The organism is Streptomyces sp. NPDC090021 (assembly GCF_044748225.1).
Taxonomy (GTDB): domain Bacteria; phylum Actinomycetota; class Actinomycetes; order Streptomycetales; family Streptomycetaceae; genus Streptomyces.
The window spans coordinates 26,615-48,680 of record NZ_JBIVFO010000025.1 but is presented as its reverse complement, the minus strand read 5'-3'; the positions used below and the strand labels follow the sequence as shown (position 1 = coordinate 48,680).

Here is a 22,066-nt window from a genome sequence, read left to right as displayed (position 1 = left end):
CGATGCGCAGGCCGCGATCACCGCCCGCAGCCGGGACGGGCCGCTGCGACCGAGGTCCCGGGGCGCTTGGGGGATCCGCTTCACACGGGGACGCGGTGGTTCGGCCTAGCCGATGTGGAACGCGGCGGTGGCGGGGTGACGGCGGTCACGGTGGAAGGTCAGGTGGTCCCAGGTGGGGAAGGCCAGGTCGGTGACGGTCAGCAGGAGACCGGACGGGGCGTGCACGGTGCGGCGTACGGTCAGGCCGCAGGCGGGGGCGGAGGCGGGCGGGTGGGTGGTGCGGGTCATGGTGATGGTCTCGGCGACCCGCCCACACGCCGCGGCCCGCTCCAGCCAGTCCTGGAGGGGGTTCAGATCCTGGTCCTGGGCCCGCCCGGCGCGGCTGCGGCAGGCGGCGAGTTCGGGGCTCCGGTCGACGACCTCCGGGCTGAAGTAGGTGACGGCGTGCCGGAGGGTCTCCCCGGTCCGTCCCCGCTCACGCTGGTGATGGACCAGGGTGCGGTCCCCGCCGGACATGCCGAGCGGCACGGCGAGCGAGGGCGGGACGGTGACCACCGTGACCCAGCTCCGGGTGACGGCGGGAGCCGGGGACGCCGGCCCGAAGGCGACCGGATCGGCGGCGGTGGGCACGACCTCGGCCGTCACGGCGGGGCGGGAGCCACGGCGCCCGGTCACGACCAGGCCGTCCTCGCGCAGGTGCTGAAGGGCGGCCCTGATGGTCTGCCGGTTGACTTGGTAGCGGGCGGCCAGGCTGCGTTCGGAGGGCAGTCTCCCGCCGGGGGTGTGCGCGGCGCGCTCGAGATCGCGGCGCAGCGCTGCGGCGATCCGCTGGTACTTGGGCATGGCGGCCGGGCCGCCGCCCCGCGAAGGGGAGGGCATGGCTTCTCCTCTGACGGGTGGTCAAGGACTGCGCGGTCTGCCCGACCAACCTAGCATTGGTCTATACCTGTGAGTGAGAGGAGATCGGGGCGGCCCGCCCACCTTGGCCGGTTCCCGACCCCGGGCCCCGACGGGACGGCCCCGCCTACTTGCGCAGGGGGTTCGGCAGCGGACGGTAGCGGGCGTCCGCGCCGTCGGCCCGGGTCCAGCGCAGCAGCAGGTTGGTCTTCGCGGGCAGTGCGGGCGCGGACAGGAGCGCGGCGATCTCGGGGAGCCCGCGCCGTGCCTCGTAGCGCAGCAGCTCCTCCCGTACGGCCGGCCACAGGAGCGGCGAGATGTCCGGATACCGATCGGCCAGCGCGCCCGCGATCTCGGACAGGTTGTTGACCACCAGGCAGTACACCAGGCGCTCCCAGGCGTCCGTGCGCGACACGTCCGGCAGGAGCTTGACCCCTTCCGCGTCCCGGAAGAGGGCCTGCACGGGTATGCCCGCCGCGTCGACCGCGACCAGGGTGTTCTGCAGGTGGGCCTCCAGCACGACGCCGTGCCGGGCGAAGAGTTCCAGGACCGGCGGGACGACCTGGCGCAGGTACGCCCGCCACCACGCGAGGGGGTCTGCGGCGCCGGGCGGAGGGCTCCCGGGAGCACCCTCGGCGAGCGCGGCGGCGAGCAACGGGGTGGCCCCGGGCAGGGTGTGGGCGCGCAGTCCGTCCCGGACCAGGACCGCGAGTTCCTCGAACGCGAAGGCGGCGGTGCGGTAGCCGCGGTCGGCGAGCCAGGCCGCGTCCGAGCCGGTCGCGCGCAGCGCGGCGAAACCGGCCTCGACGGCCGCGTCGGCGCGGCGCAGCGCGAGCAGGTCGTGCCGCCACAGGCGGCGCACGTCGTTGGTGATCCGCACGTCGAGACTGAACTTCACGAAGAGGTCCGCCGCCGGAGCGGGAGCCGGAGCGGGAGCCGGAGCCGGAGCGGGAGCGGCCCCGGGAACGTGGACGGTCCGGATGGACGCGGTGGGCCAGACCGGACGCCGGCTCCGGCCGAGCCGCAGCAGCCGCCCGTCGGCGAACGCCTCGCGCACCGCAGGCCGGTCCGCCACCAGGTCGAGCTGCCAGGGGTGGGCGGGCAGCAGCCGGTAGCCCGCGGGCGGGCGCGGCCCGTCGAGGAGGTCGGCGAGCGAGTCGATCGCCTCGGTGACCGCCCGCCCGCCCTCCTCCACACCCTGGTCCTCGCGCAGCCCCAGGAAGACCAGCGGGAACCGGGCGTGCGCCTCGGGCGCGTACGGCAGCCAGCTGCCGGCCGGCGCCCCGCCGCGCGCCTTGGGGGCGGGGTGGTGCGGGTGGCCCGTCACGAGGGACTGCTCGGAGAGCAGGTACGGGTCCGCGGGGGGCTCGGCGGCGGCGCGGGCGCCGAGCAGCGCGACGAGCGCGTCACGGCTGTCGGCGATCTCGACGGGGAGTTCGTCGTTGGTGACGCCGGTGAACCGGCCGAGCTCGTCGGAGACGAGTTTGACCAGTTCGGTGTGGCTGAGGGGCTGCCAGCCGTTCCCGGTCCGCAGTTCGGGGCATGCGGGCCGGCGTCCGCCGCGCACCCGGAGCAGCCGCCCGCTGCCCCGCAGCCGGTGGACGGCCTCTCCCGCGGGGCCGGACGGCCCGGTGGGCTCGGCCGCCTCCCGGAGCAGGCAGTTCAGGAGCGGGGCTGCGGCGTACGCGTCTGCGGCGGCGTTGAGGTCCACTGGTTCCATTCGGTCCATCCGGTGGGCGGGAGGTCCGCGGGGCGGAACCACCGGCCGTGATCGTCGGTATCCGCAATGATTACTTGATCATCCCGTGAAGCGACATTCGAAGCGGAACTCGAAGCGACATTCCGAAGGCGGAGCCCAGCATGCACATTCCCCCCTCCGCGGCCGAAGAAGCCGTCGCCGCCGAACTGGCCGCCGTACGGCCCGCGCTCGCCACCCCGTACGCCGCCGCGCTGAACGGATCCCGGGCGGCCGTGCTCACCCGGCTGTGGCGGGCCCTGGCCTTCGAACCCCTGCCGTGGGTCGTGGGCCGGGAGGCGAGGCCGGACGGTCTGGCGCTGCGGCTGGCGGGCGGCGGGCGGCTGGAGGGTCCGCCCGCGGACCCGTACGCGACCCGGCCGTACGTGGACGAACTGCTGCTCGACGGCAGGGCCCATCGCCGGGCCGGGCAGCTCCTCAGGGCCCTCGGCGTGCCGCACGGCGAGGACTTCGCCGTCGAGCTGGACTCCAGTACGGCCTCCCTCGCCCTCTCCCGCGCCGGACAGCCGCCCGCCGGGGAGGACCCCCCGGCGCAGGTCCCCTGGGAATGGGAGCAGCGGGTGGTCGACGGCCATCCGTACCACCCCGGCTGCCGCTCCCGGCCCGGTTTCTCGGTCGTCGAGGAGCTGGCGTACGCGCCCGAGCACCGCCCGGTGGTGGAGCTCGGCCTGGTGTCGCTGCGCACCGAGGAGTGCCTGGTCACCGGCGACTGGCCGGCGCGGCTGCGCGACGCCGGGCGGATCCTGGTCCCCGTGCACCCGTGGCAGGCGGCGCATGTCCTGGGGCACAAACGGGTGCGGACCGGTTTCGCGGCGCATCCGCTGATGGCCCTGCGCACGCTGGCGCCCGCCGACGGCGGCGCCCACGTGAAGACCGCGCTCAGCGCCCGGCTGACCTCCTCCGTCCGGGACATCTCGGTCTACTCCATCGAGACGGCGGCGGCCGTGTCCGCCTTCGCCCAGGGCCTCGCCGAACGGCTCGACGGACGGCTGCACGTCACCCGCACCCTGGGGGCCGCCACCGCGCACAGCCCGGACCTCGCCGCCGTGCTGCGCGAGCCGCCGGAGGCGTACGCGGACGCCGCCGCGGGTGAGCGGGTGCTGCCGGTGGCGGCGCTGGCCTCGTACCCGCCGGCGCGTTCGGCGGCCTGGCGGGCGCGGTTCGCCCGCCTCGCGCTGTCGGTGTGCCTGCGGGTACTGGAGCTCGGGGTGGCCCTGGAGGCCCACGGACAGAACCTCCTGGTCGTCCTCTCCCCCGCCGGCGAGCCGCTGCGGCTGGTCTACCGCGACCTCGCCGACATCCGGATCAGCCCGGCCAGGCTGCGGGCGCACGGGCTGCCGGTGCCGCCGCTGTCGGGCAGGCTCGTCACGGACGACGTGACGGTCCTGCGCCGCAAGCTCTTCGGGTCCCTGCTGACGGGTGCGCTCGGCGCCACGGCGGGATCGGCCGGAGCCTTCGCCGAGGCGCTCGCGGAGGTGACCGCCCTGCCGTCCACCACCGACACCGAGGCCCTGCTGACCGGCGGGCTGCCCACGAAGGCGCTCACCCTCATGCGGCTGAGCCCGGGCGTGCCGGGCGACCAGTGGGCGGAACTGCACAATCCGCTGGCCGGAGGATGATCCGGAGCGCCGGGCGGGCTACTGTTCAGGGGCATGACAGCTTCCTCGTACCTGCACTCCGTCCGGGCTTCCTACGACGCCGTCGCCGTCGACTGCGCGCGGCTGCTGGGCACGGATCTGGCCGGGAAGCCGCTGGACCGGGCCATGCTGGGCGCCTTCGCCGAGTGCGTGCGCGGGGAGCAGGGCGGGCCCGGCAGGGCGGTCGCCGACCTGGGCTGCGGGCCGGGCCGGGTGACGGCGCATCTGGACGGGCTGGGGGTACGGGCCTTCGGGGTGGACCTGTCCCCGGCCATGGTGGCGGTGGCCCGCCGGACGTATCCGGGGCTGCGGTTCGAGGTGGGGTCGATGGCCGCGCTGGACGTGGCCGACGGGGTGCTGGGCGGGGTCCTCGCCTGGTACTCGACCGTGCACACGCCTCCGCCGGAACTGCCCGCCGCGTTCACGGAGTTCGCCCGGGTACTGGCGCCGGGCGGTCACGCCCTGGTCGCCTTCGAGGCCGGGGACGAGCGGGTCCGGCTGGACCACGCCTACGGGCACCCCGTGAGCCTCGACGTGTACCGGACACCGCCCGACCGGATCGCCGCCCTGCTGGCCGGGGCCGGACTGGCCGAGGCGGCCCGTCTGGTCCGCGAACCGACCCCGCACGAGGGCTCGCGGCAGGGCTTCCTGCTGGCCCGCAAGGGCTGACACGGGCGTACGGGACCGAACCGGGCCGTCACCGGTCGGGCGGCGCAGGACCCGGCCGGGTGGGCGGCGCAGGACCCGGCAGGGTGGGCGGGTCGGCTCCGTAGACTGCCCGGTATGGCATGCCGCATCAGTGAGCTGGTCCTGGACTGCGCCGAGCCCGAACGGCTCGCCGAGTTCTGGAGCAAGGTCCTCGGCTACGTCGAACTCGGCCGCGAGGACGACGGCAGCATCGAGATCGGGCCGCCGGGCGTGGGCTTCGGCGGCCCGCAGCCCACGCTCGTCCTCAGCCCCGGCTGCGCCCCGCGGACCGGCAAGCTGCGTCTGCACATCGACGTCAACGCCACCGACCGCGACCAGGCCGCCGAGCTGGAACGGCTGCTCGCCCTCGGCGCCCGGCCCGTAGACATCGGCCAGGACGGGACGGAGAACTGGCACGTCCTGTCCGACCCGGAGGGCCATGAGTTCTGCCTCCTCCACCGCCGCCTCGACCCCGTGGCCCCACCGGAGCCCTGACGTCGGACCTCCGGCTGTGCACCGGCGGACGGGCGGCGCCCGCCGTAGGAGAGCACCCGTTCGTCCGCCCTCCCCCCTCGCGGTGCGCCTGCCGGCCGAGGACCCGCCGGCTGATTGCGCCGCTCGGGGTCACCAGCGCAGCGGGAGCCTCGTCACGCCGCGCATCAGGGTGCCGGGGAGCCAGTCGGGCGGGCCCGCGGCCGGGTCCTCGGCCAGGGTGGGGAAACGTTCCAGCAGGGAGCGGATGGCGATGCGGCCCTCCACCCGGGCGAGGGGCGCGCCGAGGCAGTAGTGGATGCCGTGGCCGAAGGCCAGATGGCCCGGGCCGGTGCGGCGGATGTCGAACGCCTCGGGCCCGGGGCCCGGCCCGGTGAAGCGCGCCGGATCACGGTCGGCCGCGGCGAGGGCGACCATGACGGAGGATCCGGCCTCGATGGGGACACCGCCCAGTTCCAGATCGGTGTCGGCGAAGCGGTACGTGGCGTGCTGCACGGGACCGTCGTAGCGCAGCATCTCCTCCACCGCGCCGCCGATCAGCCCGTCGGGGTCGGCGCGCAGCGCGGCGAGCTGGTCGGGGTGCCCGAGCAGGGCCCGTACGCCGTTGCCGATCAGGTTGACGGTGGTCTCGTGGCCCGCGACCAGCAGCAGGAAGGCCATGCCGATCAGTTCGTCCGGGGAGAGCCGGTCGCCGTCCTCGTCGCGGGTCCGGATGAGGGCGCTGAGCAGGTCGTCGCCCGGTTCCCCGGCCTTGGCGTCGACGAGTTCGCGGAGGTACCCGGTCATCTCGTCCAGGGCCCGGGGGTCCGCGGCGACTCCGTCGAGCGGGGCGACGATCTCGCCCGACCAGTAGCGGAACCGGGCCCGGTCCAGGTCGGGCACCCCCAGCAGCTCGCAGATCAGGGTCATGGGCAGCGGTACGGCGAAGGACCGGATCAGGTCGGCCCGGCGTTCGGGCAGGGCCTCCATCGTGTCCAGCAGCCCGTCGGTGATCTGCTGTATGCGGGGGCGCAGGGACTCGACGCGGCGGGTGGTGAACTCACGGGCCACCAGGCGCCGCAGCCGGGTGTGGTGCGGCGGGTCCGTGTCCAGCATGTTCGTGGCGACGGCGTGGACCTGCGCGACTTCGAACAGCTCCGATCCCAGCCAGTTCTTCGACAGGCCCGGGTGGCTCAGCGCCTCTCTGGCCTCCTGGTGGCCGACGACGAGCCATGCGCGTTCGCCGCCCAGCACCAGCCGGTGGACGGGGCCGGCGGCGCGCAGGGCCTCGTAGAAGGGATACGGGTCGGCGTTGAACTCCTCGGCGTGCGCGGTGAGATCCACAAGAGTCATGGGGGCAGCGTACGGCGGCGGTTCACCGGGCGGGAGATGGTTCGGGGGTGGTCGCGGGACCGGATCCGCCGCCGCGCGGCGGTCGTTCCATATGACGAGTCGAACCGTTTCGGCGATGCGCCGTTCGGGGGTCACCGCGGTGCGCGTGGGACCCGCCTGCGCGGGGATCCGGACGGACGGTGGCAGGAAGGAGGTATGAGCCTCGATCGGCGCCGGGTCCTCGGCGGTGCGGCCGCGGCCGTCCTCGCCACCGTCGGCGCGACGGCCCGGGTCCCGGACTTCGGCGCGCTGGCGCGCCGGATCGACGGGCGGCTGGTGCTTCCCGGAGACCGCGAGCACCCGGAGGCCCGGCGGCTGTTCCAGCCCCGCTACGACGCCGTCGTACCGGCCGCGGTCGCCTATCCCGCGCACGCGGGGGACGTCGCCGTCTGCCTGGAGTTCGCCCGGCGCGAAGCCGTGGCCGTGGTGCCGCGCGGCGGCGGGCACAGCTACGCGGGCTGGTCCACGCGGGCCGGCGCCCTGGTCGTCGACACCGGAGCGATGGCCGCGGTGACGGTCGAGGGGGACGGCGTACGGATCGGCGCGGGCGCCCGGCTCGGTGACGTGCACGCGGCCCTGGCCGGGCGGGGCCTGTCCGTCCCCACCGGGCTGTGCCCCTCCGTCGGCATCGCGGGCCTCACGCTGGGCGGCGGCCTCGGTCTGGCCTCGCGGGCGTACGGCACCACCGCGGACCGGCTGACCGGGGCGCGGGTGGTCACCGCCGACGGGACCGTGCGTGAGGTGTCCGCCGACCGGAACGGGGACCCGGATCTCTTCTGGGCCCTGCGCGGCGGTGGCGGCGGCAACTTCGGTGTGGTGACGGAGTTCCGCTTCCGGACGCACACGGTCGGCGACTGCGCCTTCGCGGAACTCCACTGGCCGGCCGCCGGTTCCGCGGACGTCCTGCGCGGCTGGCAGCGCTGGCTCACCGGGCTGCCGGACCCGTTCTGGAGCCAGGTGGAGTTCACCGTGGACGCCGGGCCCGGCCCCGGCCCGGGGTCCGGGTCCGGGGACGCGGCCGCCACGGTGCCTTCGCTCCGGGTGGTGTGCCTCGACGGACGCCCGGAACTGGAAAGGCAGTTGACACGGCTGTCCGACCTGGTCGGCGCCGCGCCCCGGGACAGCTGGATCGTCGTGCGCAGCCACGGCGACACCCTGCGGGCCATGTCCGGGTGCCTGGACCTGAGCGCCGCGGAGTGCCGGCTGCCGGGCACACTGCCCGGCCGGGACCCGCGGGGACGGCTCGGCAGGAACTCCTACGCCGCCCGCTCCGATTTCTGGGCCGGTGCGGGACTGCCGGACGCGGCGGTCGGGGCCGTCCTGGACGCCGTCCGGCGGTACGCGGCCGAGGCACCCCGGGGCGGGCTCGGCGTGGTGCAGTTCGACGGGGTCTGCGGCGGCGCCGTCAACCGGGTCCCGGTCGGCGCCACCGCCTTCGCGCACCGCGACAGCGCCTTCCTCGGCCAGTACCTCGTCCACTGGCCCGAATCCGCCCCGGCGGCCGACGTGGCCCGGCACGAGGCCTGGCTCGACGGGCTGTGGCGGGACCTGCGTCCCTGGGCGAGCGGCCGGGCGTACCAGAACTACATCGACCCCAAGCTCAGCGGCTGGCGCGAGGCCTACTACGGCCCGAACCTCGCCCGGCTGGAGGAGGTCCGGCGTACCCACGATCCGGACCGGCTCTTCCGTTTCCCCCAGGCCGTTTAGGGAGTGTCCGGCATGCGACGTACGTTGACGGTGGCCGCGGCGGCGGCCGCCCTGCTGGTGTCCGCGGGGCCGCTGCCCGCGGCCGAGGCGGGGGGCGCGGTCGCGGTGGCCGCGGGCCGCTGGGGCACGCACGAGGCGGAGTCCTTCTGGACGCCCGAGCGGATGGCATCGGCCCGCCCGCTGCCGCCCGGCCCTGCGGAGCCGCGGGCCGGGGCTGCGCAGGACGCGGTCGCCCCGGAACCGCCCGTGGATCCCGTGGCTCCGGCGGCTCCCTCGGATGCCTCGGATGCCTCGGATGCCTCGGCTCCGGGGGTGCCCGGGCCGATGGTGCCCGTCGCGCCCGCCCCGCCGTTCCCACCGCTCCCCCCGGGTGAGCCGGGTGAGCCGGGTGAGTCGGACGAGCCGGTCCGCCCTGTGGACCCGGGCCCGGTCACGACGCCCTCTCCGTCCGCGTCTCCCACCGCACCGATGCCGAGGCCGAAGCCCACGCCGACGCCCGTCACCCTTCCCGCGCCCGCCCCCGTACGCCCGGCCCTCCCCCGGATTCCCGCCGCCGGCCCGGGCGTCGGGCAGGACTTCGGCGGCCTCCCGGTCGTCGGCCGGATGTTCCTCGTCAAGGGCGGCGGCTCCTACTTCTGCACCGCGAGCGTGGTCGCCTCCCCCGGCCGCAACCTCATCATCAGCGCCGCCCACTGCCTGACCGGGTCCGACACCCAGCAGGTGGCCTTCGTCCCGCAGTACACGCGGGCCAAGCCACGGCCGTTCGGCATGTTCCCGGTCCTGCGCACCGCGGCCGGACGCTCCAGGATCTGGATCGACCAGCGCTACCGCACCCAGGGCGTGAACCGCGCGGCAGCCCTCGACGTGGCCTTCGCCCAGGTCGGGCCCGGCCCGAAGGGGTTCCGCGTCCAGGACGTGGTGGGCGGCAACCGGCTGGTCACCGGCGCCGGTTACGCACATGCGCGGGTCGCGCTGATCGGGCACCCGTCCGCCGCCGCACGGCCCCGCCTGTGCGTGAACCGGACGACGAAGTACACCAGCGCCGACTCCCGGATCCCCGGCTCGTTCCTGCGCATCGCCTGCACCGGCTACCCGGGCGGCACCAGCGGCGGCCCGTTCCTGCTCCGTCTGGACGGCCGCACCGGGACCGGCGACGTGGTGGGCGTGATCGGCGGCTGGAAGACGGGCGGCGACCGGCCCGACGTCTCCTACAGCTCGTACTTCGGCGCGGACATCAGGAAGTTGTACGAGAAGGCGGTTGCCGGGGCGAAGGCGCCGTGAGGGCCCGTACCCACCGGGTCCGGCGCGGGTTGCCCACCGTACGCGGGGTCGCCGGGAGCCCGTCGCCGGTCAGTGGCTCGGCGGGGGCGAGGCCGAGGCGGCGGCGCAGGTCGGCCAGGGCCGCGTGGACGGGCGCCAGGACGACCTCGGCGCCCGGTGCCGCGGTCGCGAGGGCGTACGCGGTGGTCTCGATCGCCTCCGCGGCGTCCTCGGCGGCGGTCCGGCTCCACCCTCCGGGGGCTCCGGGCCCCCAGGGTGCGACGGTGTCGTAGAGGTGGCAGGCGGCATCGGCCGCGGCGTCGGCCCGTTCCCCGACGCCCGGTGCCGCGATGGTCGGCAGTTCCATACCCGTTCAACGAGCCGGTCCTGCCCGGGGGTACGTGAGCGTTGGTGCGGGTCTCCGCGCCCGCCGGGCGGGCGCGGTGCGGCGTGCGGTGGCGGGACTGCTGGCGGTGGGCTTCGGGGCGTTCGCGCTGGGCCTGGCGTAGCCGGGGGTGCCCCCGCGGGGGCCGTACATGCCGAGAGCGCCGCTCCGTCAGGGGAGCGGCGCTCTCGGCATGTACGGGTGCTGGGGCGGGTCCGCGAAGTGGCGCCGGCCGCCCGGAAGGCTCTCCCCGCGGCGTCCGGGGCCAGGGGGCCTCCCCGGACCCGCAGGGCCGAGGAGAAACATCGCGAGGCGGAGGAGCGCCCGAGCACGGACGCCGGACGTACCCGGGCGCCCCGACAACACGGCGAGGTGCGGTGCCGAACGCCGCGGGACAGGCGGGGCTTCGCGGACACGCCCCGGCGCGTCAGGCGATCGAGGCGGCGACGATCGCGGCGACGGCGAGGTTGCAGGCGCAGGAGACCCAGACCGCCGGGTGGGGCTGCGGGTCGACCACTATGGCGCCGAGCTTGCCCGGGGTCACCAGGTCGAGCACCAGGAAGGCCAGCGCCATCACGACCAGGCCGAGGAGGCCGAAGGCCGCCGTCGACGCCAGGCCCTTGCCGAAGTCGTCGTAGGTGGTCCAGATCGACGTGAAGACGATGCCGCCGATGCCCAGGAGCGCGGAGCTGAGGAAGAGGGCCGCGTTGCGGTTGCGCTCCTCCCAGATCAGCTTCGGGAGCTTCCCGGGCGTCAGCACGTCCACGAGGACGATGCCGAGGATCAGCAGGACCAGGCCCAGGGCGCCGTAGGCGCTGGTGCGGCCAAGTCCGTCGATGATGTCGCTCATTGAGAAGCCTGTCTCCGATGGGTGGGAAAATACCTGCCGTAGGGAGGCCGAATGTATCGCACGGCCCTCCCGCAGACCACGGGGAGGTCAGCGAATGGTAAAGGTCAGGGCCGCGCGGGCGGCCGAGGCGGAGGCCCTGACCGGGCTGGTGATGCGGTCCAAGGCGCACTGGGGTTACGACGCCGCGTTCCTGGCCGCGTGCGCTCCGGAACTGCGGATCCGGCCCGACGAGGTGACGGCGCGCAGGATCGTGGTCGCCGAGGACCCGCTGGGGGCGGTCCTCGGGGTCGCCTCACTGGAGGGCGCCGCCCCGCTGGCGACGCTGGGGCTGCTCTTCGTGGAACCCTCCGCCATCGGGACGGGCGTGGGACGGCTGCTGTACCGGGACGTGCTGCGCCGGGCCGTGGAGCAGGGGGTGCACAGGCTGGTCATCGACTCGGATCCGCACGCGACCGGCTTCTACCGGGCGATGGGCGCGGTCGCGGTGCCGGCAGCCGGGCAGGGCAGGGGGTCCGGGCCGGCCGCACCGGTGGCCGGGCGGTCGGGGTCCCTGGTGCGGTTCGAGGCGGCCCCGGCCCCGCTCGCCGACTGGGCACGGGCCTGGACGGGCGGCGGGCGGGCCGTGCACGTGGGGAACGTCGCCGAGTTCAACGCGCAGTTCGGCGATTCCTCCCTCGACCGCGAGCAGTCGGCGGCGCACCACTACGCCTGCCTGGCCGCCTTCTACAGCCCCCTCCCGTCCGCCCTGGTCCTGCCCCGGGCGGTACCGGCCGGCTGGACCGACCTGGTCGGCCGGCAGCTGGGCTGGACCGGGGTGGAGGTGTACGACGGCCTGGTGGAACGGGGGTCCGGGCTCGCCGACGCGGTACGGGCCCGGCCGGCGCTCGCCGCGCGGCTGACGGGGGCCGGGGAGCCGCTCGTACCGTGGGGGCTCACCCGGCCGTTCGGTCTGCTGACGGGCCGGCCGTGGCGGTCCGCAGAGCTGCGCTACGAGTCGAAGGCCGCGGCGCACGGCCTGTTCGAGCGGATCCTCGCGGACGGCGGGCATCCCGGGATCGTGCTCCCCTCGCAGGTGCGGGCCGCCACCCGGTGGGCGGCCGCTCGGCTGCTGGCCGCACGGGCGGGGGCGGGGAAGGCAACGGTTCTGAAATCGGAGCACGGGGTCGGGGGTTCGGGCACCACCGTGGTCACGGCCGGGCAGGTCCGGGCGGCGGGCGGTGCCCGCGCCGTCCTGCGGCGGCTGCCGCGGGGGCCGCTGCTGGTGGAGGAGTTCGTCGACGGGCCGACGGATCCGGGTGGCGTCCGGGACCTGACGTACGACGGTTTCGTGGACCGGGGCGGTGCGGTGCACGAGGTCGGCGCGGCGCTGATGGACGTGGTGGAGGGCGCCTACCGGGGGGCCACGGTGGGCCCCGGAGCGGTGCCGGCGTGGGCGGAGAAGCCGCTGCTCGCCTTCGGTGCGGCGGTGGGCCGGGAGCTGGCGGCGTCCGGCTACCGGGGCTGGTTCGACGTGGACTTCGTGGTGGACGCCGAGGGGCGGCTCGCGCCGACCGAGACGAACCTGCGGCTGACCGGGCCGGCGATCGCCTTCATGGTGGCGGCCCGGCTCGACGCGCTGCGGGGCGCGGGTCACCTCGTACGGATCGCCGACCGGGTGGAGCTCGGCGCGCGGCTGCCCGAGGCGCAGGTGGACGAGCTGTGCGCGGACCTGGCCCGGGCGTGCGCGGAGATCGGGGCGGTGTTCGTGCCCGCGATCCCGACGGGCGCCTTCGAACCGGCGCCCTGGATGGGTGTCCTGGTGGCCGCGCACCGCCCGGAGACACTGGACGCGGCCGAGGCCCTGGTCCGGTCCGGCGCGGCGGCCGTCGGCGCCATGTTCGACGCCCCGGAGGCCGCCGCCCGTTGACCGGACCGCCCCATCGTCGCCTCCGGCGGCGGGGTCGGGTCAGGTCAGGTCCTGTCCTCGTAGTCGAAGGGTGAGTCCGGCCTGCGGGCCAGGTGGACGGCCACGACGAGGCCCGCGATCATCAGCGGGATGTTGAAGGTGTAGACGAGAAGGGCCTGGAGGGGCCAGTCCTGCTTGGCCGCCAGCCGGTAGGCGTTGTCCTGCGGCCACCAGGCGAGCAGCAGGTAGCTCACGGCGAGGTGGACGGCCCTGATGCGGCCCGCGGGCCGGCCGCGTTCCCGGCGTGCCATCAGCCGGTATCCGGTGAAGAGGAACGCGAGGCCCGCCCCGAAGGACAGGCTTTCGGCGAGGTAGAGCAGGAAGAACAGGGCCGCCCACGGGCCGGGAACGGCGGAGAGATCGGTGGAGCCGGGCCACACGACGTCGGTGAGGGCGAAGGCGAGGAAGGAGAGGACGACGGTCAGGCAGCCGGCGGCGGCGACGCGCCCGCCGTCCGGGTCGCCGATGCCTGCTGCGGCCCGGGCGAACTTGCTCCCGTATACGGCGGGCCGTTCGGAGACAGGTTGCGTGGGCAGCGGCAGGGCCGAGCGGTCCTCCTGTCCGCCCCGCCCCCGCGGCAGGGCCCGGAGCCGGACGAGGATGGTGGGCGACTCCTCCTTCAGGACGGTGCCGGCCAGGTGGTCGCGCAGGCCGCGGATCGCGGGCAGTGGCGCGGAGGCGTCCCAGGCCGGGTCGCCGGGCGGCGGCGACACGTAGGCGACAAGCCGCTGTTCCCCGTCCTTGTCGACCGCGGCGACGAGGGCGGCGCCGATGCCCGGGTGGGTGCGGATGGCCGACTCGACGGAGTGGGGGTCGAAGGAGCCGCCCGGGAGGGCAATGCGGTCCCGGAGCCGGCCCGCGTACTCCAGCAGACCGTCGGGCCGGAGCACGCCGAGGTCGCCGGTGGGAATCGCGTCACCGCCGCCGGGCGGGGTGAGGTGTATCTCCCCGTCCCGCACGTGGACCTGGCATCCGGCGAAGGGGGTGCCCAGCAGGGAGAGCCGTTCCGGTTCGGCGACGGGGGCGGGCAGCTGCGGGAGTTCGAAGCAGGTGCCCGCTCCGGCGGTCTCGGTGAGACCGTAGACGTCGAGGATCCGTACGCCGGGGCGCAACCGGGTGTGCAGGGCGTCCAGTTCGTCGAGGTGGAGGCGGTCGCCGGTGACGGTGGCGAGCCGCAGCGAGCGCAGTGGCCGGGGGCCGGTCCTGCGGTCGGCCGCGGCGGCGGGCCGGGGGCCGTCGACCACCAGCGTGGCGACACCGGCGGGGTCGGTGTGCAGGACGGTGACCTTCTGGGCCTCGACGGCGGTGCGGATCCGGTGCGGGTGCCCGGTGCGCCAGGAGTCGTCCGGGGGCAGGACGAGGGCGCCGCCGGTGCACAGGACCCGGGTCCAGCCGGCGGCGAAGGCGGTGACGTCCGGGCGGGCGGTGATGAGGTGCCGGTCCTGCGGGGTCGGCCGGGCCAGCTCGCACCATCCCGTGTGGGCGGCGAGCAGCACGGCGTGGCCCACGGGCACGGGGCGCGGTTCTGCGCTCGCCGTGAACAGGACGGCCGCGCCACCGGCGGCCGGCGCGGCGCGGCCGTCCGCGGCTTCCGTGACGTCCGGTGCGTAGCCGGGCCGGGCGGCGATCTCGGTGGCGTCGTCGTCGGTGCGGATCGTGCGCAGGCCCGTCGCGGTGTCGAGGGCGGCCCGGTGGGGCGAGTGGGTGAGCAGGGCGAAGGGGTCCAAGGGCTGGAGTGCGGTGAGCTGTTGCCGTCCGGTGCGGGGCGTCTCGGCGTCGACGACGGCGTAGACCCCGCCGGCTTTGAGGACGGCGAGGATCCCGACGAGGCGTTCGTCGTGCCGGGTGGTGCCGATGGCGACGAGACCGCCGGGCGGCAGGCCGCGGGCCAGCAGGTGGTGCGCCAGCCGGTTGGCGCGGGCGTCGAGCACCCCGTACGGGAGTCGGTACTTCGGGGCGGCGATGAGGGCGGGCGCCTCGGGTGTGTCCCGCGCCCGGCGTTCGAAGTGGAGCAGGACGGTATCGGTGGTGTCCTCGGCGAGCCGAACGGACTCGGATCCCTGCGTCATGGACCGATGGTGCCACCGCGTACCGACACTGGAGGAGTCCCGAAGTCACTTCCCGTCCCGCGCAGTTGCTCCGGTAGAGGGGTCCGGAGCCGAACCCTTGACCTCAAGCTTGGTCGAGGTCCTAGCGTTCGGGTCATGGACATGGAAGTCACCGCTTGGACATCGCTGCACAGCGCGATCAACGCCCAGCAGGACCGCCGCCCGCTCTCCCGGGCCGGTCTGCGCCGCGTGGCCGCCTTCGCCCGCCCGCACCGCCGCGGGCTTGTCTCCTTCCTGCTGCTGAGCGTGGTGACCGCCCTGCTGGCGGTGGCCACGCCGGTGCTCGCCAGCCGGGTCGTCACCGCCATCGTGGACGGCCGGGACGGCGCGGTGGTGACCCGGCTCGCCCTGCTGATCGCGCTGATCGCACTCGCGGAGGCCGGGCTCGGGCTGCTGGCCCGCCGGCTCTCCGCCACCCTCGGCGAGGGGCTGATCCTGGATCTGCGGACGGCGGTCTTCGACCACGTGCAGCGGATGCCGGTCGCCTTCTTCACCCGGACCCGGACCGGCGCCCTCGTCAGCCGACTCAACAACGACGTCATCGGCGCGCAGCGGGCCTTCGCCAACACCCTGTCGGGCGTGGTCGCGAACACCGTGACGCTGTTGCTGACCCTCACCGTGATGCTGAGCATCTCCTGGCAGATCACCCTGCTGGCGCTGGTGCTGCTGCCCGTGTTCGTCCTGCCGGCCCGCCGGATGGGTGCGCGGATGGCGGCGATGCAGCGGGAGGCCTCGGCGCTGAACGCCGCGATGGGCACGCAGATGACGGAGCGGTTCTCGGCGCCCGGCGCGACGCTGGTCAAGCTGTTCGGGCGGCCCGCCGAGGAGTCCGCGGAGTTCGCGGTCCGGGCGGCGCGGGTCCGGGACATCGGGATCCGTACGGCGATGGCCCAGTCGGCCTTCATCACGGCCCTCACCCTGGTCTCGGCGCTGGCCCTCGCGCTGGTCTACGGCCTCGGCGGGTACTACGCGCTGCGCGGGACCCTGGACGCCGGTTCCGTCGTCGCCCTCGCCCTGCTCCTGACCCGGCTGTACGCCCCGCTGACGGCGCTCGCCGGTGCCCGCGTCGAGGTGATGAGTGCACTGGTGAGCTTCGAACGGGTCTTCGAGATCCTCGACCTGAAGCCCCTCATCGCGCAGAAGCCGGACGCGCGCCGGGTGCCGGAGGGGCCGGTGACCGTGGAGTTCGACCGGGTGTCCTTCGGCTACCCGGCCGCCGACAAGGTCTCGCTCGCCTCCCTGGAGGAGGTCGCGGCCCTCGACGCCCGGGGCGGTACGCAGGTCCTGCACGAGGTGTCCTTCCGCGCCGAACCGGGGCAGATGATCGCCCTGGTGGGCTCGTCCGGCGCCGGCAAGTCGACCATCGCGCAGCTGCTGCCGCGACTGTACGACGCCGACGCGGGCGCGGTCCGGCTCGGCGGGATCGACGTGCGCGACCTGACGGCCGACTCGATCCGCGAGACGCTCGGCATGGTCACGCAGGACGGACACCTCTTCCACGAGTCGGTACGGGCCAACCTGCTGCTGGCGCGGCCGGACGCCGCCGAGGAGGAGATCTGGGAGGCCCTGCGCCGGTCGCGGCTGGACGGCCTGGTCGCCTCGCTGCCGGACGGTCTGGACACGGTGGTCGGGGAGCGAGGTTACCGGCTGTCGGGCGGTGAGCGGCAGCGGCTGACGATCGCCCGGCTGCTGCTGGCCCGGCAGCGGGTCGTGGTCCTCGACGAGGCCACCGCTCACCTGGACTCGACCTCGGAGGCGGCGGTGCAGGAGGCCCTGGGCGAGGCGCTGGCGGGCCGGACGGCGGTGGTGATCGCGCACCGGCTGTCGACGGTGCAGGCGGCCGACCTGATCCTGGTGGTCGAGGACGGCCGGATCGTGGAACGGGGCACGCACACGGCCCTGCTGGCGGCGGGCGGCCGCTACGAGGAGCTGTACCGCACGCAGTTCGCCCCGGCGGACACGCCCGCCGACGCGGAATCCGACGGTGCGGCACCGGTGCGGGGCGCATGATGCTGTGATGGACATCAAACTGGAACTCGTCGCCGTCCCCGTCACCGATGTCGACCGGGCCAAGGCCTTCTACGAGAAGATCGGCTTCAACGCCGACCACGACGTCACCGTCAGCGAGGACATCCGCTTCGTGCAGCTGACCCCGCCGGGCTCGGCCTGCTCGATCGCGATCGGCCGGGGCCTCACCCGGATGACCCCGGGATCCCTCGACAACATGCAGGTCGTCGTGACCGACATCGAGGAGGCGTACGAGGACCTGCGCGGCCGGGGAGTCGAGGTGACGGAGATCCAGGACCTGCCGTGGGGCTCCTTCGTCCACTTCTCGGACCCGGACGGCAACGGCTGGGCGGTCCAGCAGACGACGCCGCGCAAGTCGGCGGAGTAGGGGCCCCGACCGGCGGCGCGGCTGCGGTCAGGCCGTGGGGCTCAGACCTCCGCCGCGGCGTGGTGGTGGTCGAGCTCCCAGGCGTGGTGCTTGAACTCGTGGCGGAAGTCGGCGTGGTCCTCCCACTGGCGGGCGATGCCGCGCAGCACGTCCCAGTTGTGCTCCACGGACTGGTCGATGACGCGGCGCGTGGCCGGTTCGGCGGATTCCCGCTTCTTGATGAGGCCCTTGACGGCCGAGGCCTCCAGGACGGAGTTGCGCAGTGCGCGCAGCGCACGGGAGGTGTCGTCCATCGCGAAGCCGTGCTCGCTGCCCGTCGCCTCGTCGAACAGCGGGGTGAGCCGCGCCTCGATGAAAGCGGTGATCCGCTCGAAGTGCTGCACGTCCATCGGGGGCTCCCTCTCCTGCCGGACCACCGTGTGCCCCGGCGTCTCCACTGCTTCTGCCGTTCGCGGTCATTATGCCGAAGCGGCTTGCTCGTGATCCATTCTGAAGATCCACTACGCGGAGGGGACGCGGTCCACGCAGTCGGCGCCGGACGGACGACGCGGGCGGACGCACGGTGGCTCCGCCCGGACGGCTGCTGCCGGTACTGGAGTTCGCCCCCGAGGACGGCCTGATCGCCGGGGTCGACGTCGTGGTGGACCCGGACCGCCTCGCCGGACGGACCCGGCCTTACTCGACATCCGAGCCCGTGCCCGCGCAAGCGGCCGTAGCGGTTCCGTGCCGCGGTCCCGCCGGCCGCGGTCCGGCAGCCGTCACGGGTCCTGGAGTTGGGCGGCGGCGAGGGCGAGGCCGCCCGCCGCCGTCGCACAGCGCGCCGCGAGGTTCTCGACCTCGGCGCGCAGGGCCGCGGTCTCCCGGCCCTGCCACCCCGGCGACCAGGCCGCTGCCCCGCGCAGCCGGACCGCGTGCGCGCGCAGCGCGGCGGCGTGGTCGCGCAGGTTCCCGCCCGCGGGCCGTGGCGCGGGCCGGAGCGGGCGGGGTCGCTGGGGCGGCCTGGCCACGGCACGGCGCCGGACGGGACCCCGGTCGGGTGCCGGTCCGGCCGGGGGCCGTACGGGCAGGCCGGGGCCGCGGTCGCAGAAGGCCCGCAGGGCGGCGCCGAGGCCGATCAGCGGTGGTGCCGTCTCGGCCCGGCCGGTGGCGACCTGCCAGCCGGCGTGGTCGTTGAAGGGGTTCGCGTCGGTCAGGGCGTTCCAGGCGAGGATGTCGGCGAATGACGGCGTGAGCAGGGAGAACGCGTGCTCGTCGCCCCGCTCGCGCGCGATGGCGCGGAACAGCCGGACGGCCTCGGCCTGGCGGCCGTCCTCGGCGGCCCTCAGCACCGCCGCGGAGCCGGGGTCCGCCAGGAGTTCGGGGCGGCCGGCGCTCGCGGCCCGGATCCGGGCCTTCAGCCCGCAGACGGCGATGCTGATGGCGAGGCTCTCCCGGCCGGCCAGTACCCCGGCGAACCGGCCGGCCCGGGCCGCGCCGCGCCCGCGCGCCGCCCAGCCGAGGCCCGCCGGGTCGGTGAGGGTGCGCAGCAGGGTGCGCCAGCCGCGTCTGCTGCGGCCGCCCCGGGTGAGCGCCGCCGCGGGCAGGCGGGCGCCGAAGGCCAGGCCGGAGGCGTAGCGGGCGGCCTCGCCGACCGCGTCGGCGGCCTCGGCGAGTGCGCGGCACGGGGCGTCGAGCTGGTCGGCGTCCGGGGCGGTGGACGCGGAGGTCGCGGCGTCGGACATGGGCTCCTCGTGGGTTTCGGCAGGGATCTGACGGCGTACGGGGCAAGGCGGGTCGAGTGGGTCGGGTGGGCCGGGCGGGGGACGGAGCCGTCGGCGCGGCCCCGGCGGCGTGATGTCGTCAGCGGCGGGTGAGGGTGAGCCGGACGCTGTGCGGGTCGCACGTCACGGGCAGGGGGCCCACGGGGTCCAGCACCGGCCGGGTGCCGGTGATCCGGTGACCGCGCAGTACCTCGGCGCAGAAGGCGGCGGTGATCATCAGCCCGAGCTGGTCTCCGGGGCAGCGGCCACCGCCGTGGCTGAAGGGCGCCATCCGGATGTCCTGGTCGGCACCCGGGTTCTTCCAGCGGCCCGGTACGAAGACGTGGGCGGCCGGTACCCGTTCGGGGTCGCGCTGGTGGAACGCGGCGGGCAGGAGCACCGAGGTGCCGGCCGGGTGGCGCACGCCCCGCCATTCGGTCTCGGCGCGGGTGACGCGGACCAGGTCGGGCACCACCGGGTACAGGCGCAGCGACTCCCGGACACAGGCCCGCAGCCTGGGCAGTTCTCCCCGGGCCGGACCGGCGGCGACCTCGGCGGCCGCTTCGGCCGCGGCGGCGTCCTGTTCGCAGGGGTGCGCGCCGAGCAGGAGCAGGGTGCGCAGCAGGATGTCGGGCACCGCGTCCATGGCCAGGAGCCAGAGGCGGGCCTCGTCGACGAGGTCGACGGCGCCGTCGGTACCGGCGGGGTCGGCCAGGCGGGCGGCACGGCCGGCGAGGGTGTCCTCGCCCGCGCGGCGGACGTACTCCCGGATGCGGGCGCGCGTCTTGTCGTGGGCCGAGCGCGCGGCGCGCCTCGGGCCGCCGCGCAGGCGCTTGTCCTCGGCGCGCAGTTGGGTGAGCCATCCGGCGAGTTCGTCGTCCTCGGCGGCCGGGCCGCCGAGGACGATACGGCGGGCGGCCCGGCTCGCGGCGTGCCGCGCGCGGGCGAGTTCGAGGGTCCCGGCGGCGGTGAGGTACCGGGCCTCGTCCGACACGACGGTGAGGATCGGCCCGGCCGCGGGGTGCACGGGCTGTCCCGGGGCCAGCGCGTCGGCGCTCATCCGCCGCCGCTCGGCGCGCTGTTCACCGCGGGCGCAGCCGGTGCCGTCCCCGTCGGGGCCGGGCTCGTGCGTGCTCAGGCCGCGGCACTTGCGCGGCGGGTCCGCCGCCAGGACGGTGACGGGTTCGGCGTAGAAGCGGCGCAGGTCGCGCGGGTCGAGAAGGACCAGGAGCCTCTTCCCGGAACGGGTGCGTACGAGGGCTGGCGCGTCCCCGTGGCGTGCGCGCAGGGCGCGCAGGGCGGCGGCGGAGGCGCTCACCCCGTCGAACCGCCGACGGATGGTGCGCGGCCGTCCGGTGCCGGAGAGCAGGGCGCCGAGGGCGGCGAACACGGTGGTCGCGGCCGTGGGGGACACGGCGGGCGCCATGAGTGCGGCGGTACGGGCGGGCGCGGGGGGCTGTCGTCGGAGCGGGGTGCTCACGGATGCCCGCCGGGCGGGGGTGTGCGTGCCCGGCGGCGGCTCGGCCGGTCCGGGGTCCGCGAGCCGCGCTCCGCCCCGGTGCGTGCGGACCGGTCGCTCCGCGGGACGTGGCGGGACGGCCGGTCCACCGGGCGTCCGCGGTTCGCCCCGCGTGGACCGCACCGGCAGCCCGGTCCGTTCCGCGAGGGCCCGTACCCGGGCCTTGAGCCCGTCGAGGGCGGCCCCTTGGACCGTACGCATCCGTGTACCTCCGCGACGGGAACGACGACAACGGCCGGTGACATCGGCATCACCGTACGTCCCGCCCGCGGAGTGCGCGCTCCGAGCGCTACGCCCGGGGGATGCCGTCCGGCCGGCTACTCCGCGCGGATGCGTCCGGGGTGAAGACGGCCTCGCGGAAGGTGGTCCGCAGCGGGCTGCGGGCGGCGGGGAGGAGGACGGCCCAGCGGTGGTGGCGCGGGGAGATCCAGACGGCGGGGCCCGGATCGGCCGGGGCGTGGTGCGTCCAGACGCCGTGGGGCGCGGGGTACCAGAGGAGACCGCGGGCGGGGGTGAGTTCGCCCGTGCGGATGCGGAGGGACTCGGCCGTCCAGGCGCGGGTGAGGGGTGCGGGGCGGGACGTGTCGCCGCGATCGGCGGGCACACCCGGGCCGGCCGAGTCGGTGGGATCGGCGGGGCCGGTGGGGCCGGCCGGGCCGGTGGGGTCGTCGCTGCTCGGTCCACCCGGGTGCAGGAGGCTCCGCAGGAAGAGGACGAGGTCGGTGAGGGGCGCGTGGAGGGTGCCGTCGGCGAGGCGGGTGCGGGTCATGCCCAGCGGGCTCCAGACGCGTACGGCCGCGAGTTCGGCGAGCGTGCCGCCGGAGAGGTGTTCGACGAGGCGGGTGAGGGCGGCCGTGCCACCAGGCCGGGTCAGGAGCTGGTGGGCGGTGGTTCCGGCGGGGGTGCCCGCCGCGGCCCGGTCCCCGTACGCGGCCAGCGGGGTGTGCAGGCTCAGCGCGCCCTCCTCGACGAGGGTCCCGACCGCCGGCCACAGCGCGAGGACGGCGGTGAGGCCGCCGACGTCGAGGACGCCGTCCCCCCGGTCCGAACCGGCGTGCGGGCCGTGCGGTCCGCCGACGGCCCACACCGCCCCGGGATCGGCCGACTCCACGAGGGCCCGGACGGCGTCTGCCTGGTCGCTCAGGAGCGTCATGGTCGTTCACGCTAACCACCGGCGCCACGGGCCCGTGGCAGGTCGCGCGGATCCGTCGCGCCCGCCACCCGAATGGGCCGGAGGACGCCGGGCCCGGACCGGAGGGAACCGGGCCCGGTCCGGGAGGAGGGGGCGGGGCCGGTGGGCGCCCCGCCCCCTCGCGGT

Annotated in this window: 18 protein-coding genes; 8 read left to right on the top strand and 10 right to left on the bottom strand. The window is 75.6% G+C overall.

Going from position 1 to position 22,066, the window contains the following annotated elements; all coding sequences use genetic code 11:
* Nucleotides 1-105: 105 nt before the first annotated feature.
* Both ACIPXC_RS20920 and ACIPXC_RS20915 read right to left on the bottom strand, forming a co-directional pair.
* Entirely contained in the window at nt 106-879 is a 774-nt protein-coding gene (locus ACIPXC_RS20920) for a GntR family transcriptional regulator (RefSeq protein ID WP_401620221.1), read from the bottom strand.
* Between the two features lie 145 nt (nt 880-1,024).
* On the bottom strand, nt 1,025-2,626 hold the full coding sequence (locus ACIPXC_RS20915; RefSeq protein WP_401620218.1) for an IucA/IucC family protein: 1,602 nt from the start codon (nt 2,624-2,626) through the stop codon (nt 1,025-1,027).
* Nucleotides 2,627-2,757: 131 nt separating this feature from the next.
* Between ACIPXC_RS20915 and ACIPXC_RS20910 the strand changes: the two genes are divergently transcribed.
* The 3 genes from ACIPXC_RS20910 to ACIPXC_RS20900 all read left to right on the top strand — a co-directional run bounded on the left by ACIPXC_RS20910 (nt 2,758) and on the right by ACIPXC_RS20900 (nt 5,472).
* Nucleotides 2,758-4,272, top strand: a complete 1,515-nt coding sequence (locus tag ACIPXC_RS20910; protein ID WP_401620215.1) for an IucA/IucC family protein — start codon at nt 2,758-2,760, stop codon at nt 4,270-4,272.
* A gap of 33 nt (nt 4,273-4,305) precedes the next feature.
* Nucleotides 4,306-4,959, top strand: coding sequence for a class I SAM-dependent methyltransferase (locus ACIPXC_RS20905; RefSeq protein WP_401620213.1), 654 nt, complete (start codon nt 4,306-4,308; stop codon nt 4,957-4,959).
* Nucleotides 4,960-5,073: 114 nt separating this feature from the next.
* The gene (locus ACIPXC_RS20900) at nt 5,074-5,472 is read left to right on the top strand and encodes a VOC family protein (RefSeq protein WP_401620210.1); all 399 of its coding nucleotides are present in this window, start codon (nt 5,074-5,076) and stop codon (nt 5,470-5,472) included.
* Nucleotides 5,473-5,601: 129 nt separating this feature from the next.
* On the opposite strand, the gene ACIPXC_RS20895 is transcribed toward ACIPXC_RS20900, so the two are convergent.
* Nucleotides 5,602-6,801, bottom strand: a complete 1,200-nt coding sequence (locus ACIPXC_RS20895; protein WP_401620207.1) for a cytochrome P450 — start codon at nt 6,799-6,801, stop codon at nt 5,602-5,604.
* Between the two features lie 195 nt (nt 6,802-6,996).
* Here ACIPXC_RS20895 and ACIPXC_RS20890 point away from each other — a divergent pair, with 195 nt between their 5' ends.
* Nucleotides 6,997-8,547 (top strand): FAD-binding oxidoreductase, encoded by a 1,551-nt coding sequence (locus tag ACIPXC_RS20890; RefSeq protein WP_401620204.1) that lies wholly within the window; start codon nt 6,997-6,999, stop codon nt 8,545-8,547.
* A gap of 12 nt (nt 8,548-8,559) precedes the next feature.
* Entirely contained in the window at nt 8,560-9,828 is a 1,269-nt protein-coding gene (locus ACIPXC_RS20885) for a trypsin-like peptidase domain-containing protein (protein WP_401620201.1), read from the top strand.
* Here the strand turns inward: ACIPXC_RS20885 and ACIPXC_RS20880 are convergent.
* Together ACIPXC_RS20880 and ACIPXC_RS20875 are read right to left on the bottom strand one after the other, a co-directional pair.
* Nucleotides 9,782-10,174 (bottom strand): hypothetical protein, encoded by a 393-nt coding sequence (locus tag ACIPXC_RS20880; protein WP_183064714.1) that lies wholly within the window; start codon nt 10,172-10,174, stop codon nt 9,782-9,784. The two genes, ACIPXC_RS20885 and ACIPXC_RS20880, sit on opposite strands and share 47 nt — an antisense overlap.
* A 445-nt stretch (nt 10,175-10,619) precedes the next feature.
* Complete coding sequence (locus ACIPXC_RS20875) at nt 10,620-11,042, bottom strand: DUF350 domain-containing protein (RefSeq protein ID WP_401620198.1); 423 nt, start codon at nt 11,040-11,042, stop codon at nt 10,620-10,622.
* A gap of 94 nt (nt 11,043-11,136) precedes the next feature.
* On the opposite strand from ACIPXC_RS20875, the gene ACIPXC_RS20870 reads away from it, so the two are divergent.
* A complete protein-coding gene (locus ACIPXC_RS20870; protein ID WP_401620195.1) occupies nt 11,137-12,948 on the top strand; it encodes a GNAT family N-acetyltransferase in 1,812 nt (603 codons plus the stop codon).
* Between the two features lie 44 nt (nt 12,949-12,992).
* Here ACIPXC_RS20870 and ACIPXC_RS20865 read toward each other — a convergent pair whose 3' ends face one another.
* Complete coding sequence (locus tag ACIPXC_RS20865) at nt 12,993-15,056, bottom strand: AMP-binding protein (protein ID WP_401620192.1); 2,064 nt, start codon at nt 15,054-15,056, stop codon at nt 12,993-12,995.
* 135 nt (nt 15,057-15,191) lie between these two features.
* Between ACIPXC_RS20865 and ACIPXC_RS20860 the strand changes: the two genes are divergently transcribed.
* Nucleotides 15,192-17,105, top strand: coding sequence for an ABC transporter ATP-binding protein (locus tag ACIPXC_RS20860; RefSeq protein ID WP_401620189.1), 1,914 nt, complete (start codon nt 15,192-15,194; stop codon nt 17,103-17,105).
* 7 nt (nt 17,106-17,112) lie between these two features.
* Nucleotides 17,113-17,490, top strand: coding sequence for a VOC family protein (locus ACIPXC_RS20855; protein ID WP_401620186.1), 378 nt, complete (start codon nt 17,113-17,115; stop codon nt 17,488-17,490).
* Between the two features lie 41 nt (nt 17,491-17,531).
* Here the strand turns inward: ACIPXC_RS20855 and ACIPXC_RS20850 are convergent, their stop codons facing one another.
* From ACIPXC_RS20850 to ACIPXC_RS20835, 4 genes are all read right to left on the bottom strand, one after another.
* Complete coding sequence (locus ACIPXC_RS20850) at nt 17,532-17,879, bottom strand: hypothetical protein (RefSeq protein WP_401620183.1); 348 nt, start codon at nt 17,877-17,879, stop codon at nt 17,532-17,534.
* Between the two features lie 369 nt (nt 17,880-18,248).
* Nucleotides 18,249-19,211 (bottom strand): hypothetical protein, encoded by a 963-nt coding sequence (locus ACIPXC_RS20845; RefSeq protein WP_401620181.1) that lies wholly within the window; start codon nt 19,209-19,211, stop codon nt 18,249-18,251.
* Nucleotides 19,212-19,329: 118 nt separating this feature from the next.
* Entirely contained in the window at nt 19,330-20,949 is a 1,620-nt protein-coding gene (locus tag ACIPXC_RS20840; protein ID WP_401620178.1) for a cytochrome P450, read from the bottom strand.
* Between the two features lie 88 nt (nt 20,950-21,037).
* Nucleotides 21,038-21,901 carry a hypothetical protein gene (locus ACIPXC_RS20835; RefSeq protein ID WP_401620175.1) on the bottom strand — a complete coding sequence of 288 codons (864 nt, stop codon included), beginning with the start codon at nt 21,899-21,901 and terminating at the stop codon, nt 21,038-21,040.
* Between the last annotated feature and the right edge of the window lie 165 nt (nt 21,902-22,066).

Bases quoted from the DNA above. Each gene is read 5' to 3' on its own strand.
- ACIPXC_RS20920 (WP_401620221.1), bottom strand. From the start codon at position 879: ATGCCCTCCCCTTCGCGGGGCGGCGGCCCGGCCGCCATGCCCAAGTAC.
- ACIPXC_RS20915 (WP_401620218.1), bottom strand. From the start codon at position 2,626: ATGGACCGAATGGAACCAGTGGACCTCAACGCCGCCGCAGACGCGTAC.
- ACIPXC_RS20910 (WP_401620215.1), top strand. From the start codon at position 2,758: ATGCACATTCCCCCCTCCGCGGCCGAAGAAGCCGTCGCCGCCGAACTG.
- ACIPXC_RS20905 (WP_401620213.1), top strand. From the start codon at position 4,306: ATGACAGCTTCCTCGTACCTGCACTCCGTCCGGGCTTCCTACGACGCC.
- ACIPXC_RS20900 (WP_401620210.1), top strand. From the start codon at position 5,074: ATGGCATGCCGCATCAGTGAGCTGGTCCTGGACTGCGCCGAGCCCGAA.
- ACIPXC_RS20895 (WP_401620207.1), bottom strand. From the start codon at position 6,801: ATGACTCTTGTGGATCTCACCGCGCACGCCGAGGAGTTCAACGCCGAC.
- ACIPXC_RS20890 (WP_401620204.1), top strand. From the start codon at position 6,997: ATGAGCCTCGATCGGCGCCGGGTCCTCGGCGGTGCGGCCGCGGCCGTC.
- ACIPXC_RS20885 (WP_401620201.1), top strand. From the start codon at position 8,560: ATGCGACGTACGTTGACGGTGGCCGCGGCGGCGGCCGCCCTGCTGGTG.
- ACIPXC_RS20880 (WP_183064714.1), bottom strand. From the start codon at position 10,174: ATGGAACTGCCGACCATCGCGGCACCGGGCGTCGGGGAACGGGCCGAC.
- ACIPXC_RS20875 (WP_401620198.1), bottom strand. From the start codon at position 11,042: ATGAGCGACATCATCGACGGACTTGGCCGCACCAGCGCCTACGGCGCC.
- ACIPXC_RS20870 (WP_401620195.1), top strand. From the start codon at position 11,137: ATGGTAAAGGTCAGGGCCGCGCGGGCGGCCGAGGCGGAGGCCCTGACC.
- ACIPXC_RS20865 (WP_401620192.1), bottom strand. From the start codon at position 15,056: ATGACGCAGGGATCCGAGTCCGTTCGGCTCGCCGAGGACACCACCGAT.
- ACIPXC_RS20860 (WP_401620189.1), top strand. From the start codon at position 15,192: ATGGACATGGAAGTCACCGCTTGGACATCGCTGCACAGCGCGATCAAC.
- ACIPXC_RS20855 (WP_401620186.1), top strand. From the start codon at position 17,113: ATGGACATCAAACTGGAACTCGTCGCCGTCCCCGTCACCGATGTCGAC.
- ACIPXC_RS20850 (WP_401620183.1), bottom strand. From the start codon at position 17,879: ATGGACGTGCAGCACTTCGAGCGGATCACCGCTTTCATCGAGGCGCGG.
- ACIPXC_RS20845 (WP_401620181.1), bottom strand. From the start codon at position 19,211: ATGTCCGACGCCGCGACCTCCGCGTCCACCGCCCCGGACGCCGACCAG.
- ACIPXC_RS20840 (WP_401620178.1), bottom strand. From the start codon at position 20,949: ATGCGTACGGTCCAAGGGGCCGCCCTCGACGGGCTCAAGGCCCGGGTA.
- ACIPXC_RS20835 (WP_401620175.1), bottom strand. From the start codon at position 21,901: ATGACGCTCCTGAGCGACCAGGCAGACGCCGTCCGGGCCCTCGTGGAG.